Here is a 15,353-nt window from a genome sequence, read left to right on the forward strand (position 1 = left end):
CCGGCGACGCCCGACACCGCGCCAGCGGCGAAGATGGATGTCGCGGCATCCGCACACAGCATTCGGCGCGCCGCTCATCCCACCCGGAGGTCTCCATGCCGCGTCCCATCCTGCGCACCGCCCTCGCCGCCACCGCGGCCGCTCTCGCCCTCACCCTCGCCGGCTGCGCCGGAGGGGCCTCGGGCCCGGGAGGTGCGGCGTCCGACTCCGCGAACGCGGATGCCGGCTACATCACCCCCGGAAAACTCACCTTCGCCACGGGTGAGACGGCATACGAGCCGTACGTGTACGGCGACGACCCGGCCTCCGGCAAGGGCTTCGAAGCAGCGGTCGCTTACGCCGTGGCCGATCAGCTCGGGTTCGCGAAGGACGACGTCGTCTGGGTGCGGACCTCCTTCGAGTCGGCCATCGCGCCGGGACCGAAGAACTTCGACATCAACATCCAGCAGTACACGATCACCGACGAGCGCAAGCAGGCCGTCGACTTCTCGACGCCCTACTACGAGGCGAGCCAGTCGGTCGTCGCGATCAAGGGCGGAAAAGCCCAGGGCATCACCGACATCGCGGGGCTGAAGCCCCTCGCGATCGGCGCGATGACCGGCTCGACGAGCGCCGCCACCTTGGAGAAGGCGATCGCCCCGACCACGGCGCCGTCGCTCTACAACTCCAACGAAGACGCCGTCGCCGCCCTCAAAGCCGGCCAGATCGACGCGATCGTGCTCGACACGCCCACCGCATACGTCGCGGTCAACGCACCCTACATCGACAACTCGTTCGTGGTCGGCGAACTGCCCGCCGCCGGCATCCCCGACCAGTGGGGACTGCTGCTCGCGAAGAACTCGCCGCTGACCGCGAAGGTGAGCGCCGCGGTCGACACCCTTCGCAACAACGGCACCCTCGACGAGCTGAAGAAGCAGTGGCTGTCGGTGCTGACCGAAGGCGTACCGCAGCTGAAGTGACCCGCTCGGGTAACGTCGGTCCGTGACCATTCACTCCCCCAGCGCGCTCGAGCTCGAGCGGCGTGCGTTCCGCCGCGGGCGCGAGCGACGCTCGGTGCTCGTCGCGATCGCCTCGAGCCTCGTGTTCGCGGCGATCGTCTGGGCGAGCATCATCAACACGCCCGGGTGGGCGAGCGTGCAGCAGGCGTTCTTCGACCCGCAGATCGCCCTGCAGTCGCTGCCGAAGATCTGGGACGGCTTCCTCATCAATCTGCAGGTGCTGGGCATCTCGCTCGTCACCGTGTCGGCCGTCGCGCTCCTGATCGCGGTGCTGCGCACCGTGCGCGGGCCGGTGTTCTTTCCACTGCGCGTGCTCGCGGCGGCCTACACCGACCTCTTCCGCGGTCTGCCGTTCATCATCGTGCTCTACCTGATCGGCTTCGGCGTGCCGACGATCATGAACACGCGGATCCCGGTCGTGGTGCTCGGCGTCGTGGCGGTCACGCTGACGTATTCGTCATACGTGGCCGAGGTGCTGCGCGCCGGCATCGAGGCGGTGCATCCCTCGCAGCGACTGGCGGCGCGTGCCCTCGGCCTCGGCTACGTGCAGACCCTCCGCCGGGTCGTGCTGCCACAGGCCGTCCGCAAGGTGACGCCGCCGCTGATGAACGACTTCATCTCGATGCAGAAGGACGTGGGACTGATCTCGATCCTGGGTGCGATCGACGCCATCGCCGCCGCCCGCTCCTCGGCGTCGTTGAGCTACAACTTCACGCCCTACGTCGTCGCCGGCATCCTGTTCATCCTGCTGGCCATCCCGACGATCCGCGTCACCGACTGGTACACCGCGCGGCTGCGCGAGCGCGAGCAGCAGGGATCGATCCTGTGAGCGGGCACGTCGCGGCATCCGGCGCCCCCGTCCTGCGCGCCGACGACCTCTGGAAGTCGTTCGGCGAGCGCGACGTTCTGCGCGGCGTCTCGGTCTCGTTGGCCGCGCACGAGGTGGTGGCCCTGATCGGCTCGTCCGGGTCGGGAAAGTCGACGCTGCTGCGCTGCCTCGGGCTCCTGGAGCCCATCGACGACGGGCGCATCTGGCTGGGCGAGCTCGACATCTCCGACCCCCGCGTCGACGGCAACCGCGTGCGCGCACGCCTGGGCGCCGTCTTCCAGAGCTACAACCTGTTCCCCCACCTGTCGGTGCTCGAAAACGTCACGCTCGCCTCGCGCGTCGTGCACCGGATGCCGCGGGCACGGGCCGAGGAGCGCGCCCACGATCTGCTGGCACGCGTGGGCCTCGCGGAGTTCGCGGCGGCCCACCCCGACCGCCTCTCCGGCGGCCAGCAGCAGCGCGCGGCGATCGTGCGGGCCATCGCGACAGATCCCGAAGTGCTGCTGCTCGATGAGATCACCTCAGCGCTGGACCCCGAGCTGGTCGGCGAGGTGCTGGAACTCGTGCGCGCCCTCGCCGCGGACGGCACGACGATCCTGATGGCGACCCACGAGATGGCCTTCGCCCGCGACGTCGCCGACCGCGTGGTCTTCCTCGACGACGGCGTCATCGTGGAGGAAGGTGCCGCGGCATCCGTGTTCGCCGCGCCGCAGCATCCGCGAACGCAGGCGTTCCTCTCGCGCTTCTCCGGCTGAGGGTCAGCGCGCGGCGCACGAACTCCGCAGAATCGCGCGAACTCCGCACGGATGCCGCGAAAACATGCGGAGTTCGTCACTTTCTGCGGAGGACGTCCGCGCGTGCCGGTCAGCGCGCGGCGCGGATGAGCTGCGTCGAGTGGTCGAGATGCGCGCGAACGGCCGCTCCCCCGTCGCGGGGCAGCGCGTCGAGGTAGGCGCGGTGCTCGGCGGCGAGCGCGCCCGGCGCGTAGTGGGGACGCACGTGCGTCAGCAGGAGCAGCACCTCCGACTCGAGGCCGGCGTGGGCCTCCGCGAGACGAGGGCTGTCGGCGGCATCGACGATCGCGCGGTGGACCGCGGCATGCGCGCGGATCGTCGCGGCCCAGTCAGCGCGGGCCTCGGCATCCGCGAGGTCGCCGATCGCCGCCTCGATCGTCGCGCGCGTCGCGGCCGACCACGCGACGCCCTGCGCCTCGGTGATCAGCCGTACGGCCTCGGTCTCCAGCGCGGCCCGCAGCTGCTGGAGTGCCCGCAGATCGTCGTCGTCGAGCGCCGAGACCCGGGCGCCGGCATAGGGGACGAGCTGGACGAGGCGTTCTGCCCCGAGCGCGGCCAGGGCCGCACGCACGGTATGCCGCGACACGTCGTGCGCGCGGGCGATCTCCTCTTCGCGCAGCGGCGCGCCCGGCGCCAGCGCGCCGCTGAGGATCTCGCCGCGCAGCGCATCGGCCACGCGCACGTCGACCGTCGGCCGCGGCGCGCCCTCACGCCGGCGCGGAGACACCGGCGCTCCGGGGACGGGCGGGGGCGGCGACCAGGACGAGCCCGGCAGCGATGACGATGAGCCCTGCCACCGAGACGGCGGAGAGCTGCTCGTGCAGCACGACGAGGCCGAGCACCGTCGCGGCGAGCGGCTCGGCGAGCGTGAGGGTCGACACGGTCGCCGGGCTCAGGCCGCGCAGGCCCGCACCGAACAGGAGATAGGCGATCGTGACGGTGACGACGCCGAGCCAGAGGGCGAGCGCGAGGCCGTTCGCGGTGCCCAGCCACGCGGTCGAGGTCGACAAGAGCACGGGAACGCTCAGCACCGCGGCGGTCCCGAACACGGCGCCCATCGCCGCCGGCGCCGTCCAGCCGCGCTCGAGCAGCATCTTGCTCGCGATCGCGTAGAGCGCGTACGACGCGCCGGCGCCCACGGAGGCGGCGACGCCGAGGAGGCTGGTCGGTGCGGCGGAACCGTCGCCGAACACGCCCGACACCAGCACGACACCGACGATCGCGACGGCTGTCGCAACACTCCAGCGAAGGCTCGGGCGGCGGCGGCGCAGCACGCTGTCGAGCACACCGGTGACGATGGGCGCCGAACCGAGCGCCACGACCGTGCCGACGGCGACGCCGTTGAGCCCGGTTCCCGAGAAGAACGTCGGCTGGTACGCCAGCACCCCGGCGGCTCCGACGAGCACGATGACGAACGCAGGGACCCCCCGTCGGACCGGGAGGCTGTCGACCGCCGCCGGCGACGCTGTGCGCCGCGCCCGCGAGACGAGCGCGATCACGCCCAACAGCGCGCCGCCGATGAGCACGCGCGCCGCGCCGATCGAGAGCGCGTCGGCATCCACGCCGGCGAGCGCCCGCGACGTTCCCGTCGTGGCGAAGCACAGCGCCGCGACGAGGACGGCGACGACGGACAGGGAACGGCTCACCGGAACATTGTTACACAATCCTGCTGGTGGCGATGCCGGTTCACCGCGCACGCATAGCCGTCCGCCGTACGCTGGGCCCACGCCTCCCATCGATGCCCTGCTCACGACCTGGCGCGCCGACCCCGTCACGATCGCGGTCCTGGTCGGCGCGGCGCTGCTCTACGCCCTCGGGGTGCGACGCGCACGGCGACGCGGCACCTCCTGGCCGGCCCACCGCACGGTGCTCTTCTTCGCCCTCGGGCTCGGCTCGTACGCCGTGGTGGAACTCGGCTTCCTCGGCACGTGGTCGGCCGAGCTCCGCTGGGCGTTCGTCGCCCGCATCGCGCTGCTGCTGATGGCCGTTCCGGGGCTCATCTGCCTCGGACGCCCCCTCGACCTGCTCCGCGCGGGCCTGTCGGATGCCGCCCGGCAGCGCCTCGACGCAGCCCTGGACGGCCGCGTGTTCCGCGTGCTGGGCAATGCGATGTTCGCGACGATCTTCGTGGCGGCGATCTTCTGCGTGTTCCTGACCCCCCTCGCGGGAGTTCTCCGCACCTCCCCCGCGATCGGTGAGGCGCTCGGGCTCGTCTCCCTCGTCGTCGGACTGCTGCTGGTCGTTCCCCTCATGGCACTCACCGGCATCCACACCAGCACGTTCCTCGCGGTGGAGTTCCTGCTGGCTTTCGTGGAACTCGTGATCGACTCGATCCCCGGCATCCTGCTGCGCCTGAACGACACGGTCGTCGACGGCGTCGCGGCCGCGACGGGCGCCGGCTGGTGGCCGAACCCGCTGCACGATCAGCACCTCGCCGGAGACCTGCTCTGGTTCATCGCCGAGGTCGCCGACGTTCCCATCCTGATCATCCTGCTGGTGCGTTGGGGACGCCGCGACCGCGTCGAGGCGGCCGGCTACGACGCGCTGAGCGACGAGGAGCACGACGCCCTCGTCCAGGCGCACCTGCGCGGAGAGCGCACCGCCGAGGCCTGACCGGCTCCCGCACGAGCCGGGTGGATGCCGCGGCATCCGCGCTCCGCCGACGGTCAGGCCCGGATGCTGCGCTCGGCCGCCTCGACCACGTTCGTCATGAGCAGGGCGACGGTCATCGGTCCGACGCCGCCGGGATTCGGCGACAGCCAGCCGGCGACGTCCTCGACGCCCGGGGCGATGTCGCCGTAGACCTTGCTCTTGCCCGTCTCGGGGTCGCTCTCGCGGGTCACGCCGACGTCGAGCACGGCAGCGCCGGGCTTCACATCCTCCGGGCGCACGAGGTGCTTGACCCCCGCGGCGCCGACGATGACGTCGGCCTGCCGCAGGTAGGAGGGCAGATCGCGGGTGCCGGTGTGGGTGAGCGTGACCGTCGCGTTGACCGCGCGGCGCGTCAGCAGCAGACCGATCGAGCGGCCGATCGTGACCCCGCGGCCGACGACCACGACGTGCGTTCCCGCCAAGGCGAAGCCGTTGCGCTCCAGCAGCTCGATCACGGCGCGCGGCGTGCACGGCAGCGGCGAGGTGATCTCGTCGTTGACGTTCAACACGAGTTTGCCGAGGTTGGTCGGGTGCAGGCCGTCGGCATCCTTCGCCGGATCGATCCGCTCGAGGATGCGATCGGTGTCGATGTGCCGCGGCAGCGGCAGCTGCACGATGTAGCCGTGGCAGGTCGGGTCGGCGTTGAGGCGATCGATCGCGGCTTCGACGTCGGCCTGTGTCGCGTCGGCCGGCAGCTCGACCTGGATCGAGTTCATGCCGATCGCCTCGGACTCGCGGTGCTTCATCCCGACGTACAGCTGGGATGCCGGGTCGGCACCCACCAGCACGGTCGCGATGCCGGGGGTCACTCCCCGTGCCTTCAGCTTCGCGACGCGTTCGGCGAGCTCCGCCTTGATGGCCGCGGCCGTCGCGCGGCCGTCGAGCTTGTGTGCAGTCATGCGTTGTCTCCTCCGTGTTCTCCCCGCGAGACACGGTTCCCGCACCGAGACACGCGTCGACGGCGCGTGTCTCGGTGCGCAGGCGGTGTCTCGCGGACCGTGGATGCCGCGGCGCACCCGCGCGGGCGGGGAATGCCGCGGGCGGGTTACTGCGTGAGGCCGGGGTACAGCGGGAAGGCGGCGGTCAGGGCGGCCACGCGCGTGCGCAGCGACTCGACGTCGGCGTCCGGCAGCAGCGCCAGCGCGATGATGTCGGCGACCTCGGTGAACTCCGCGTCGCCGAAGCCGCGGGTCGCGAGCGCCGGGGTGCCGATGCGCAGGCCCGAGGTCACCATGGGCGGACGCGGGTCGTTGGGCACCGCGTTGCGGTTGACGGTGATGTGGATCTCGTGCAGGAGGTCCTCGGCCTGCTTGCCGTCGATCGCGGCGTCGCGGAGGTCGACGAGCACGAGGTGCACGTCGGTACCGCCGGAGCGGACGGAGATCCCGGCATCCTTCACGTCCTGCTGCGAGAGGCGATCGGCGAGGATCGCCGCACCGCGCACGACGCGCTCCTGGCGCTCCTTGAACTCCGGGGTCGCGGCGAGCTTGAACGCGGTCGCCTTCGCGGCGATCACGTGCATGAGCGGACCGCCCTGCTGGCCCGGGAAGACGGCCGAGTTGATCTTCTTCGCGAGGTCGGCGTCGTTGGTCAGGATGAAGCCCGAGCGCGGGCCGCCGATCGTCTTGTGCACCGTGGAGCTCACGACGTGCGCGTGCGGCACCGGGGAGGGGTGCAGGCCCGCCGCGACGAGGCCGGCGAAGTGCGCCATGTCGACCCACAGCAGCGCGCCCACCTTGTCGGCGATGGCGCGGAAGCGCGCGAAGTCGAGCTGACGCGGGTAAGCCGACCAGCCGGCGATGATGACCTTCGGCTGGTGCTCGACGGCGAGGCGCTCGACCTCGTCCATGTCGATCGTCGAGGTCTCGGGGTCGACGCCGTAGGCGACGATGTTGTAGAGCCGGCCGGAGAAGTTGATCTTCATGCCGTGCGTGAGGTGCCCGCCGTGATCGAGCGAAAGACCCAGCAGGGTGTCGCCGGGGCGAGCGATGGCGTGGAGCACCGCGGCGTTGGCGGAGGCTCCCGAGTGCGGCTGGACGTTCGCGAACTCGGCGCCGAACAGCGCCTTCGCGCGCTGGATGGCGAGCTCCTCGGCGACGTCCACCTCTTCGCAGCCGCCGTAGTAGCGGCGGCCGGGGTAGCCCTCGGCGTACTTGTTCGTCAGCACGGAGCCCTGCGACTGCAGCACCGAGACGGGAACGAAGTTCTCCGAGGCGATCATCTCGAGGTAGCCGCGCTGACGCTCGAGTTCGCGCTCGAGAACCTGCGCGATCTCGGGGTCGACCTCGGCGAGCGGGGCGTTGAAGTACGGATCGGTCATGACGGTCTCCTGCCATTCGTCGGGTGGATGCCGGTGTGCGCCGGGCGCACGCCGGTGTATCAAACGAAGGCCGGCCCAGGCGTGCGGTCGATTGCCGTGTTCGCCGCTCCCCGATGGTGACCCACCTCAACGCCAGTCGCGACAGTGCGAGCATATCGGATGCGACGCCGCCGGCACACGGCTAGGCTGGCGTCATCGGATTTGTTAGGACTCCTTACATCACCGCCGCAGGCTCGGGCCGCAGCCGCTGGCCCCGATCCCCGGCCGCCACGCAGAATGGAGACACCGTGTCGCAGCCCTGCCTCGTCCCCGCGCCCGCGCGGCTGACCCTCGACGAGGGCAGCCCCTTCCTCCTCGCGAGCGACGTCGCACTCGTGATGACGACGGATGCCGCGGGAGTCGCCGACGCCGCCGCGGAGCTCCGCCGGCTGATCGCGGCGCGCACCGGCATCCGCCTCGCCGCTCCGACACCCGCGAACGGCCAGGAGCCACACCTCCGACTGAGCCTCGAGCACGACGGGCCCGCCGAGTCGTACCGGCTGCGCAGCGACGCCGGCGCCGTGCACGTGGCCGGCGCCGATGCGGCGGGCCTCTTCTACGGCGTGCAGACGCTCGTGCAGGCGATCACGACAGACGCCTCGGGCTGGCGGATTGCGGCGATGGAGATCGAGGACGCCCCCCGCTTCGCGTATCGCGGCGTCATGCTCGACGTCGCCCGTCACTTCCTCGATGTCGCGACGGTGTGCGGCTACATCGACCGCGCCGCCGGCTTGAAGTTCAACGCCCTGCACCTGCACCTGACCGACGACCAGGGATGGCGCATCCAGATGCACTCCCGCCCCCGGCTCACGGAGAAGTCCGCGTCGAGTTCGGTCGGCGCGGACGGCGGCGGCTTCTACACCCACGACGACTACCGCGCCATCGTCGCGTACGCCGGCCGCCGGCACATGATCGTCGTGCCCGAGATCGACGGTCCCAGTCACACCCACGCCATCTCCCTCGCCTACCCCGAGCTGTGCGCACCGCCGGTGGTGAGCGCACAGCTGCGGCAGCAGTCGGAGGAGCACGGCAGCGCCCTCCCGCTCGGCGGCGTCGCCTACGAAGGCATCGGCGTGGGCTTCTCGTCGCTGCGGATCCGCGACGAGGCGACGTACGCCTTCCTCGCCGACGTCCTCACCGAGTTGGCGGCTCTCACTCCCGGTCCGTACCTGCACATCGGCGGCGACGAGGCGCTGGGGACGGATGCCGAGGATTACGACCGCTACATCGCACGCGTCTCGCGGCTGGTGTCCGAGACCGGCAAGACCGCCATCGCCTGGCACGAGGCCGGCGTCTGCGGCGGCCTCGCGGAGGGAACCATCGGGCAGTACTGGGGTTTCGTGTCGCCGACCGACGGCATGGACGAGAAGACCCGGGGCTTCGTCCGCCGCGGCGGGCGCGTCATCCTCTCACCCGCCGACGCGATCTACCTCGACATGAAGTTCGACCCCGACTCGCCCCTCGGGCTGACGTGGGCGCGTGGAGTGACCAGTGCCCGCCGCTCCTACGAGTGGGAGCCGACTGCCGTCATCGACGGCATCGATCGGGCGCAGATTCTCGGCGTGGAGGCGCCGCTGTGGAGCGAGACCGCCCGCACGTCCGCCGACATCGACGCCCTCGCCTTCCCGCGCATCGCCGCCGCTGCCGAAGCGGCGTGGTCCCCGGCGCTGGGAACCCTCCCTCTGCGAACATGGGAGTCCTTCCGGGCCCGCGTGGGCGGGCTCGGGCCGCTGTGGACCTCACTCGGCATCCGCTTCACCGCGCTGTCCGAGATCGATTGGACACCCGCGGAGCCGATCACCGTGCAAGGGGACAACACATGACCACCGTCATCCACTCGGCGCAACTGGTCACCGCCGGAACACTCACCCCCGACGCCTGGATCGCCTTCACCGACGGGGTCATCGACGGCCGCGGCACGGGCACGACGTGGCGCACCCTGGGGGCGGCCCAGGTGATCGACGCCGCGGGAGGGGTGCTCGCTCCCGGGTTCATCGACATCCACGGCCACGGCGGCGGGGGCGCCTCGTTCGATGACGGCGCCGAGGCCATCGCCACGGCGCGCGCCGTGCACCGTGCGCACGGGACGACCCGCGCGGTGCTTTCGCTCGTCACGGCATCGCTCGACGATCTCGCCGCCCGCGCCGCCGTCATCGCCGATCTCGTCGAGCGCGACGCGACGATCCTCGGCTCCCACCTCGAAGGGCCGTTCCTCGATCCCGGCCACAAGGGCGCCCACACCCTCAGCCTGCTGCGCCCGCCCGATGCCGCGGCCGTGGGACGGCTGCTCGACGCCGGGCGCGGCACCGTGCGGCAGGTCACCCTCGCACCCGAGCTGCCGGGCGCGCTGGCGGCGGTGTCGCAGTTCGTCGCCGCAGGTGTCGCGGTGGCGGTCGGCCACACGAACGCCACCGAGGACGACGCCTTCGCCGCCTTCGACGCCGGCGCGACGATCCTCACGCACGCGTTCAACGCCATGCCCGGCATCCACCACCGCGAACCCGGGCCGGTGGTGGCCGCGCTCCGCGACGAGCGGGTGACGCTGGAGATCATCGCCGACGGGGTGCACGTGCATCCGGATGTCGTCGCGCTGGCGTTCACGCAGGCGCCGGGTCGGGTCGCGCTCATCACCGACGCGATGGCGGCCGCCGGCGCCGCCGACGGGCACTACGAGCTCGGCGGGCTCGCCGTGACGGTCACCGCCGGCACCGCACGGCTCGATGACGGCGGCGCCATCGCCGGCTCGACGCTCACCCAGGACGCTGCCCTGCGGCTCGCCGTCGGCCACGGCATCGCACTGACGAGCGCCGTCGACGCGCTGACCCGCGTCCCCGCGCGTGCCGTCGGCCTCGAGGATCGCTACGGCACTCTCGAGAGCGATCGCGTCGCCGACGTCGTGCTGCTCGACGAGCACCTCCGGGTGCGGACGGTGTGGGTCGACGGCATCCGCGTCTGACGGCATCCGCGCCCGACGGCGACCGGACCGGATGACAGAAGCGGGGCGGAGGGCGCCCCCGCGCCGTCCGCCCCGCTCTACCCCGTCCACCGGTACCGCGCAGATCCTCCCCCGAGATTCCGCGCTTCCGGTCCTGGCCACGGATCGCTCCGTTCCCCTGGCCGTTCCCGTCGGCGCTGCTCCTGGATCCCCCTGGAGAGCACGCGACGGGAAGCCCTTCACACCAAGAGAGCGCGCACCGCACGATCCATTACGCGGGTTGTGGATTTTTCTCGAACTTTTTCCGACGGCGCTCAGATCGCTCCCCCGCCACCGGCCGTTCCCCCTCCGGACCTGTGAAAATAGGAACCAATGGCGCGACCCGCGTCATAATCGGCCGCCGTGGCCGTCTCTTGGATGACAACGAACGACGCCCACTCCGACAGGACTCTCTCGTCATGGACACGCCCGATCAGCCGCGCCCCGATGCCGCCGACATCGCCGACGCCGACCTCGTGCTGCGCACGCGCGCCGGAGACCGTCAGGCGTTCGCCGAGCTGTGGCGCCGCCACTACCGGTCGGGACTGACCGTCGCCTCGTCGATCACCTCGACCTTCGACGCCGACGACCTCGTCCAGGAGGCGTACTCGCGCATCTACCAGGCGATCGTGAAGGGCGGGGGCCCGACGGGCTCGTTCCGCGCGTACCTGTTCACGAGCATCCGCAATACGGCCGCCGGGTGGGGCCGCGCCCGTCGCGAGACGGCCATCGACGAGCTCGAGGCCCTTCCCGATCCGGATGCCGACGCGCACGCGACCGACGAGGCGCTCGATCGGAGCCTCACGCACCGTGCGTTCCGGAGCCTGCCGACGCGGTGGCAGGAGGTGCTCTGGTACACCGAGATCGAGCAGATGAAGCCGGCGGAGATCGCTCCGCTGCTGGGGATGAAGGCGACGGCGGTGGCCCAACTGGCCTTCCGCGCGCGCGAAGGCCTGCGTGAAGCGTGGATCCAAGCGCACCTGCAGACAGTGGCCGACGGATCGGACTGTCAGTGGACGATCGAACGGCTCGGCGCCTACGCCCGCAACAACCTGGGGACCCGCGACCACAAGAAGCTCGAGGCGCACCTCGCCGATTGTGCGCGATGCACGATCGTGGCCGCCGAGGCCGCCGAGGTCTCGCACCGCCTTGCGCTGGTGCTGCTGCCGTTGACGATCGGTGCCGGCGCCGCCACCGCCTACCTCGCCACCCTCCAGGGCGGCGCGGCCCCCTTGGTCGCGCTGGCTGCGGGCGCGTCGGGGACCATGCCAGGCGCGGTGACGGTCGGGGCAGGCTCTGCACCGGTCGTCGGGGCGGCAAGCGGTGCCGGCGGGGGCGGTTCCACGGGAGCCGGAGGCTCGGCCGGAGCTGCCGGGTCTGCTGGGGGCGGCGGCGCGCTCGCCGGAGCCGGAGCCGGAGCCGTCGTCGGTCTCGTCGCCGCCGGCGTGCTCGTGGCCGGGGCGGCAGTGGCAGCAGTGATCGTCGTGCCTCAGGTGATCGCCAGCAGCGCGTCAGCGCCGGCCGACGGATCGGGCGCGACCGGCGGCGGCGCGAACGGGGGCGGAGATGTCGTCATCGCAGCTCCGGCGACCACACCCTCCCCGAGCACGATCCCCTCCGCGACTCCCACCGCCGTCCCCGTGCCGTCGGTGACGGCGACACCTGATGCGAAGCCGCAGCCCGCGCCCACGCGCCGGCCGGTCCTGCCGCCGGCACCCGCGCCGCAGCCGACGCCCGCGCCCCAGCCGACGCCCGTCCCGCTGCCCACCCCGTCGCCGACGCTGCCTCCCACCCCCACACCGACCCCTACTCCTACTCCGACTCCGACTCCGACTCCGACTCCCACACCCACACCCACACCCACACCCGCACCCACACCCACACCGACACTGACGCCCACACCGACGCCCACCGCCACTCCTACGCCCACGCCCACACCTACACCGACACCCACACCGGCACCGACGCCGACGTTCACATCCGGCGACTTCATCGGAGTCCGCGATGGTGAGACCATGGGGACGATCGTCCTCAACGTCGCCGGCACCCCCGACGCGACCGTTCGACTGGTCGTGGCAGGCATCGAGCGCGGTCAACAGGTCCTGAACGCCGATGGCTTCACGACCTTCTCCTTCCCGACGACCTATCTCGCCGCGCTGCATGCGCCCGCCACCATCCAATACGTCAACGGCGAGGACCTCGGCCCGGAGTACACGGTGTACCTGTGGGGACCTCCGCCCGCCGTCTGAACCCTCTGAGCCACGGCCACGCCGCGTAAACTGGCCGAATGTCCGACCTGCCCCACGTCCGTCCCGCCGCCCCCGAGGCCCCGCGATCGGCCGACGGCGCCGCCGCGCGTCCGGCGGGCGTGCGCCCTGCGCTGGATGCGGTGGATCTGCTCGCTTTCCTCTGCGAACTGTTCGCCTTCGCCACCCTCGCGGTCTGGGGCTTCACCGCCTGGCCGTTCCCCTGGAACATCGTCGCCGGAATCGGCGCTCCGTTGATCGCAATCCTGCTGTGGGCGCTGTTCGTCTCGCCCCGCGCCGTCTTCGCCGTGCACCCGTTCGTTCGGGCCCTCGTCGAGCTCCTCGTCTACGCTTCCGCGACGATCGTCTGGTGGACCAGCGGCAATGCCTGGATCGGCCTGGCGTACGCGGTCGTCGCCGTGGCCGTCGGACTGGTCTCCGGCCGACGCCGACTCGCCGCCTGAGGCGCTCCAGATCATGAGCACCGTCCTCGACCTGCTCACCGCCGAGCTCGCCGATCGCATCGACACCGACCCCGCCTCCCTCGAGGCCGCACGCGCGGACAAGTCCGGGCACGCGGCCGCCGGCTCGCCGGTGGCGATCGTGCACGCGGCATCCGTCGCCGACGTCCAGGCGACGATGCGCATCGCGTCCGCGACGGGCACACCCGTCGTGATCCGCGGCGCGGGCACGGGGCTGGCGGGCGGCGCGAACGCCGGTGCCGGCGAGATCGTGCTGTCGATGCGCGGAATGGACCGCATCCTGGAGGTGCGGGCCGACGACCTGCTGGCGGTTGTCGAGCCCGGCATCCTCAACGCCGACCTCAACGACGCCCTCGCCGCGCACGGGCTGTGGTGGGCGCCCGACCCTGCCAGTCGCGCCATCTCGACGGTCGGCGGCAACATCGCGACGGGTGCCGGCGGCTTGCTGTGCGCGAAGTACGGTGTCGTCCGCGACGCCGTCCTCGGGGTCGACCTCGTGCTCGCGGACGGCCGGCTGCTGCACCTCGGACACCGCAGCGTCAAAGGCGTGACGGGCCTGGATCTGACGGCTCTCGTCATCGGCTCGGAGGGCACGCTCGGCGTGGTCGTCGGAGCCACGCTGAAGTTGCGACGCCTCATTGCGGGGAACGCACGCACCCTCACGGCCCTCTTCCCCGATGTCCGCGCCGGCGCCGCCGCCGCGGCCGCCGTGACCGCCTCGGGCGCGCAGCCCGCGATCATGGAGCTGATGGATGCCGCGTGCCTCGCGGCCGTGCACCGCCTGCTCGAGCTGCCCGCTCCTCCGGTCGGCGCGGCGCAGCTGACCGTGCAGACCGACGGCCCCTCGGCCTCCGTCGACGCCGAGAGGATCGGCGCGGTCCTCGAGGCGGCCGGGGGCGCCGTGCGCGCGGCGCGCGACGACGCCGAGGCCGAGCTGCTGTGGACCATCCGCCGCTCGATGCATCCGGCCATGGAGGCGATGGGCACGACCCTGATCGAGGACGTGTCGGTTCCCCGCAGCGCCCTTCCCGCGATGTTCGACGAGATCGCGCGCATCGAGCGCGCCTACGACCTCGTGATCCCGACCGTCTGCCACGCGGGCGACGGCAACCTGCACCCCAACTTCGTCTTCGACGGCGAGGAGGTTCCCGAGATCGTCTGGCGCGCCGCCGACGAGCTGTTCCGCGCGGCCCTGCGCCTCGGCGGCACCCTCACCGGCGAACACGGGGTCGGCGTGCTCAAGCGCCGCTGGCTTGTCGACGAGCTCGGCGAGGATCAGTGGCAGCTGCAGCGCCAGATCACCCGGGTGTTCGACCCCCTCGGCATCCTGAATCCGGGCAAGGTCTTCACCGACTGAGCGGGACCGCTCAGACGGCCGGCGGGTAGATCTGCGGGCTCGGAGCGGCCTGCCCGCGCGCGCCGAGCACCATGGCGAGGATCCCCAGCGCCAGCGGCACGGTGAGGATCACGAGCGATCCGAGCGCGAACAGCCACAGGAGCCCCTGCGGGTCTTGACCCGACGCCCCGACGAGCGCGATCTGGGGCAGCGCCGAGGTGGCGACGATCACCGCGAGCCCCCAGGCGGGCGCCCACTGCCACGGCCGCGGCACGACGGCGGCGCGCCCGATCGCGACCACGGCGACCAGCGCCGCGGCGGCGGTGACGGCCAGCTGCGTGAACGACAAGATCTGCAGGAGTGAGATGTCCTGCCCGGTCGCCAGGGCCGACAGCGCCAGCTCGACGACCGGCGGGAGGACCGCAAGCACGAGCAGCGCCGCCATGCCCGGTGGACGCCGTGCGACGATCGATCCCTGCCCACGCAGCCCGAAGGCGAACACGAGGAGGGATGCCGCGAACAGCACCGCCGTCACGATCGCGACGCCCGAGCCGAGGCCTCCCGGCGCCACCGCCCGCACCGCCGTCGGCACCACCGCGCTGGCGGCGAGCAGCGCACCGCCCCAGATCCATGCGGGCACGGGCTTTCGGATCTCGGCATCCGTCATGGCCCGACCCTACCGC

General features: G+C 71.9%; 14 protein-coding genes and 1 riboswitch. Of the genes, 9 read left to right on the forward strand and 5 right to left on the reverse strand.

The genetic code is table 11. The features are described 5' to 3' along the window. The first annotated feature begins 95 nt into the window (after positions 1–95). Genes DEU37_RS13335 through DEU37_RS13345 form a run of 3 tightly spaced genes read left to right on the forward strand, consistent with a single transcriptional unit; the run spans position 96 to position 2,582 of the window. Positions 96–959 (forward strand): transporter substrate-binding domain-containing protein, encoded by an 864-nt coding sequence (locus tag DEU37_RS13335; protein ID WP_121191112.1) that lies wholly within the window; start codon positions 96–98, stop codon positions 957–959. A gap of 22 nt (positions 960–981) precedes the next feature. After that, positions 982–1,827: an amino acid ABC transporter permease gene (locus DEU37_RS13340; protein ID WP_121191113.1), complete on the forward strand. Its 846-nt coding sequence runs from the start codon at positions 982–984 to the stop codon at positions 1,825–1,827. Then, complete coding sequence (locus tag DEU37_RS13345) at positions 1,824–2,582, forward strand: amino acid ABC transporter ATP-binding protein (RefSeq protein ID WP_121191114.1); 759 nt, start codon at positions 1,824–1,826, stop codon at positions 2,580–2,582. Before DEU37_RS13340 ends, DEU37_RS13345 begins: the two co-directional genes overlap by 4 nt. A gap of 109 nt (positions 2,583–2,691) precedes the next feature. Here the strand turns inward: DEU37_RS13345 and DEU37_RS13350 are convergent, their stop codons facing one another. Both DEU37_RS13350 and DEU37_RS13355 read right to left on the reverse strand, forming a co-directional pair. Further along, entirely contained in the window at positions 2,692–3,348 is a 657-nt protein-coding gene (locus DEU37_RS13350) for a GntR family transcriptional regulator (RefSeq protein WP_121191115.1), read from the reverse strand. Beyond that, positions 3,329–4,267, reverse strand: a complete 939-nt coding sequence (locus DEU37_RS13355; RefSeq protein ID WP_121191116.1) for a DMT family transporter — start codon at positions 4,265–4,267, stop codon at positions 3,329–3,331. Before DEU37_RS13355 ends, DEU37_RS13350 begins: the two co-directional genes overlap by 20 nt. Positions 4,268–4,274: 7 nt before the next feature. Here DEU37_RS13355 and DEU37_RS13360 point away from each other — a divergent pair, with 7 nt between their 5' ends. Then, on the forward strand, positions 4,275–5,234 hold the full coding sequence (locus tag DEU37_RS13360) for a cytochrome c oxidase assembly protein (protein WP_259457296.1): 960 nt from the start codon (positions 4,275–4,277) through the stop codon (positions 5,232–5,234). A gap of 53 nt (positions 5,235–5,287) precedes the next feature. Here DEU37_RS13360 and DEU37_RS13365 read toward each other — a convergent pair whose 3' ends face one another. Both DEU37_RS13365 and glyA read right to left on the reverse strand, forming a co-directional pair. After that, positions 5,288–6,172, reverse strand: coding sequence for a bifunctional methylenetetrahydrofolate dehydrogenase/methenyltetrahydrofolate cyclohydrolase (locus DEU37_RS13365; RefSeq protein ID WP_121191117.1), 885 nt, complete (start codon positions 6,170–6,172; stop codon positions 5,288–5,290). Positions 6,173–6,318: 146 nt separating this feature from the next. Beyond that, positions 6,319–7,593, reverse strand: coding sequence for a serine hydroxymethyltransferase (gene glyA / locus DEU37_RS13370; protein ID WP_036289598.1), 1,275 nt, complete (start codon positions 7,591–7,593; stop codon positions 6,319–6,321). Positions 7,594–7,659: 66 nt separating this feature from the next. Then, positions 7,660–7,743, reverse strand: a riboswitch (ZMP/ZTP riboswitch). 137 nt (positions 7,744–7,880) lie between these two features. Between glyA and DEU37_RS13375 the strand changes: the two genes are divergently transcribed. From DEU37_RS13375 to DEU37_RS13395, 5 genes are all read left to right on the forward strand, one after another. Further along, on the forward strand, positions 7,881–9,455 hold the full coding sequence (locus tag DEU37_RS13375) for a family 20 glycosylhydrolase (RefSeq protein ID WP_121191118.1): 1,575 nt from the start codon (positions 7,881–7,883) through the stop codon (positions 9,453–9,455). Beyond that, a complete protein-coding gene (gene nagA / locus DEU37_RS13380) occupies positions 9,452–10,588 on the forward strand; it encodes an N-acetylglucosamine-6-phosphate deacetylase (protein WP_121191119.1) in 1,137 nt (378 codons plus the stop codon). Before DEU37_RS13375 ends, nagA begins: the two co-directional genes overlap by 4 nt. A gap of 437 nt (positions 10,589–11,025) precedes the next feature. Next, positions 11,026–12,855: a sigma-70 family RNA polymerase sigma factor gene (locus tag DEU37_RS13385; RefSeq protein WP_121191120.1), complete on the forward strand. Its 1,830-nt coding sequence runs from the start codon at positions 11,026–11,028 to the stop codon at positions 12,853–12,855. A 38-nt stretch (positions 12,856–12,893) separates the two neighbouring features. Continuing rightward, on the forward strand, positions 12,894–13,316 hold the full coding sequence (locus DEU37_RS13390; protein ID WP_005048002.1) for a YrdB family protein: 423 nt from the start codon (positions 12,894–12,896) through the stop codon (positions 13,314–13,316). A gap of 13 nt (positions 13,317–13,329) precedes the next feature. Then, entirely contained in the window at positions 13,330–14,691 is a 1,362-nt protein-coding gene (locus tag DEU37_RS13395) for an FAD-binding oxidoreductase (protein WP_121191121.1), read from the forward strand. A 10-nt stretch (positions 14,692–14,701) separates the two neighbouring features. Here the strand turns inward: DEU37_RS13395 and DEU37_RS13400 are convergent, their stop codons facing one another. After that, positions 14,702–15,337: a hypothetical protein gene (locus DEU37_RS13400; protein ID WP_121191122.1), complete on the reverse strand. Its 636-nt coding sequence runs from the start codon at positions 15,335–15,337 to the stop codon at positions 14,702–14,704. Between the last annotated feature and the right edge of the window lie 16 nt (positions 15,338–15,353).

Source organism: Microbacterium sp. AG790 (assembly GCF_003634765.1).
GTDB lineage: Bacteria > Actinomycetota > Actinomycetes > Actinomycetales > Microbacteriaceae > Microbacterium.

Coding starts and splice junctions, on each gene's coding strand:
- DEU37_RS13335 (WP_121191112.1), top strand. CDS start 96: ATGCCGCGTCCCATCCTGCGCACCGCCCTCGCCGCCACCGCGGCCGCT.
- DEU37_RS13365 (WP_121191117.1), bottom strand. CDS start 6,172: ATGACTGCACACAAGCTCGACGGCCGCGCGACGGCCGCGGCCATCAAG.
- glyA (WP_036289598.1), bottom strand. CDS start 7,593: ATGACCGATCCGTACTTCAACGCCCCGCTCGCCGAGGTCGACCCCGAG.
- nagA (WP_121191119.1), top strand. CDS start 9,452: ATGACCACCGTCATCCACTCGGCGCAACTGGTCACCGCCGGAACACTC.
- DEU37_RS13385 (WP_121191120.1), top strand. CDS start 11,026: ATGGACACGCCCGATCAGCCGCGCCCCGATGCCGCCGACATCGCCGAC.
- DEU37_RS13390 (WP_005048002.1), top strand. CDS start 12,894: ATGTCCGACCTGCCCCACGTCCGTCCCGCCGCCCCCGAGGCCCCGCGA.
- DEU37_RS13395 (WP_121191121.1), top strand. CDS start 13,330: ATGAGCACCGTCCTCGACCTGCTCACCGCCGAGCTCGCCGATCGCATC.
- DEU37_RS13400 (WP_121191122.1), bottom strand. CDS start 15,337: ATGACGGATGCCGAGATCCGAAAGCCCGTGCCCGCATGGATCTGGGGC.